The following is a 1,649-nucleotide window of genomic DNA, read 5'->3' on the forward strand; positions in this document are numbered from 1 at the left end:
CGCCTGGACCGAGCACCGCAGGTTGCCCGTAGCGAAGCGTAGGGTCGCAGACAGCAGGGTCGCCTTTTCTTTGGTGACTTTCTTTTGGCGAAGCAAAAGAAAGTTACTTGCATGCCGGGCAACCCCCGGCCAGCCACCCTCAGCAAAGTCCGCCCCGCTTGAACAACAACAGCAACATCGTCTACCCTCCACCCATGCCCCAAACCCTAACTCTCCGCCTGAACCCAGGCGACGACCTGCGAACAGCCCTGGACGCAGCATTCGCCCAGCTGCAGGCCGAGCAGAACACCCGCGCGGCTTGCGTCATCTCTGCGGTGGGAAGCCTGTCTCGCGCCGTGCTGCGCTATGCGGCCGAGCCGCAGGGGACGGTGCTGGTGGAACCGCTGGAACTGATCACGCTGTCGGGCACGTTGAGCCCTGACGGCGCGCACCTGCATGCCAGCGTGGCCAATGCAGGGGGAGAAATGTGTGGTGGCCATGTGATGCCGGGTTGCCTTGTGCGGACGACCGCTGAAATTGTGCTGGTGTCGTTGCAGGGCTGGGTGTTTGCGCGTGAGCATGACGCGCGGACCGGGTTCAAGGAACTGGTGGCGAAGCCGGCAACGCCCTGGTCTTGAAAGCAGAGGCCGCGTCTGTAGGCCGGCCCTGACAGCCGYGCTGGCGTCATGGCCATGGCGGGCGTGGAGGACAGGCGTAGAGTGGTGTTAACGCACTACCATGCACGCAACCTACCAGCACCCACCATCAAGGAGGCATGTTCATGTTGAAACAACCACGCTTTTCCGTCGCTGCCGTCGCCCTGCCGGGCGCTGTGTTGGCACTGGCATTGACGCTTTTCACAGGGCCACGGGCGGTAGCGCAGACATCGCAGACCACACAGCCAGCTGAGGCACCCGATACCGCAGTGCCGACGGCGCCCTTGAGGAATCCGCTGAACCGCAACCCGGCGCGCCGGGCGTCTGAACCCGAAGCGCCGCTCCCACCGCCGGATCCGCGTGACTCGACCATCCGCCCGGTGACGCCACCGGGCAACGACGGCCGTGATGTGGTATTGCCCCCGCCGAATGCGCCAACGCGGCCCCCGCTTGCCAGGCCCTGAGGCGGATTTTCTGCCTGTTTATAGCCCGTGAGCGGTATGGCGTGGCATCAAGGATGAATGCCAAATACCGCCCTGACCCAATAGGGATAAGCGCAAGCAGCTATTAAATTGATAGTGACTGACCGGCAGCAGCCTTCGGTGTGCGCACCTTGCGGGCGCCGGCCGAGCTGCGGTTTTTCCGGTAGTAACGCTGCGGCGAATCTTTCTGCATCATCCGGCGGCGCAGGCGTGCGGGATGAAAGACCTGTTCGTACTGCGTGAGCCAGCGCTGTTCGCTGGCGTCGGGTGAGGGGGCTGTCTGCCTGTCGGCGGCGGGGCCAAAGCGCAGGGACGCCGGGGCGTCGGCCGGCTTGTGGCCTGGTCGTACTTCTTCCGGGGGCAACACCGGCGCAGCGTGCCGGCCGTGGCCGGAAGCCTGCGGGCCCAGGTAGTCGGACTCGACACTGCATTGAGGCGTGAGGATAGCCCAGCGCATGTGGGCAAAGCGGCGGGCAAACAGCGGCGCCACGGCTTCAACGATGTGGTGTTCCGGCTCGAACCAGGCCACATG

Annotated in this window: 3 protein-coding genes; 2 read left to right on the top strand and 1 reads right to left on the bottom strand. The window is 64.7% G+C overall.

Annotation, left to right across the window (positions count from 1 at the left end; translation table 11 throughout):
* Nucleotides 1–194 precede the first annotated feature (194 nt).
* Nucleotides 195–617, top strand: a complete 423-nt coding sequence (locus AC1D1X_RS22725; RefSeq protein ID WP_477670414.1) for a PPC domain-containing DNA-binding protein — start codon at nt 195–197, stop codon at nt 615–617.
* Nucleotides 618–760: 143 nt separating this feature from the next.
* Nucleotides 761–1,099, top strand: a complete 339-nt coding sequence (locus tag AC1D1X_RS22730) for a hypothetical protein (protein ID WP_477670413.1) — start codon at nt 761–763, stop codon at nt 1,097–1,099.
* Nucleotides 1,100–1,202: 103 nt separating this feature from the next.
* On the opposite strand, the gene AC1D1X_RS22735 is transcribed toward AC1D1X_RS22730, so the two are convergent.
* The coding region (locus AC1D1X_RS22735; RefSeq protein WP_477699267.1) for a DUF4130 domain-containing protein at nt 1,203–1,649 on the bottom strand (447 nt) is incomplete at its 5' end.

The organism is Polaromonas sp. P1_G4, assembly GCF_056405475.1.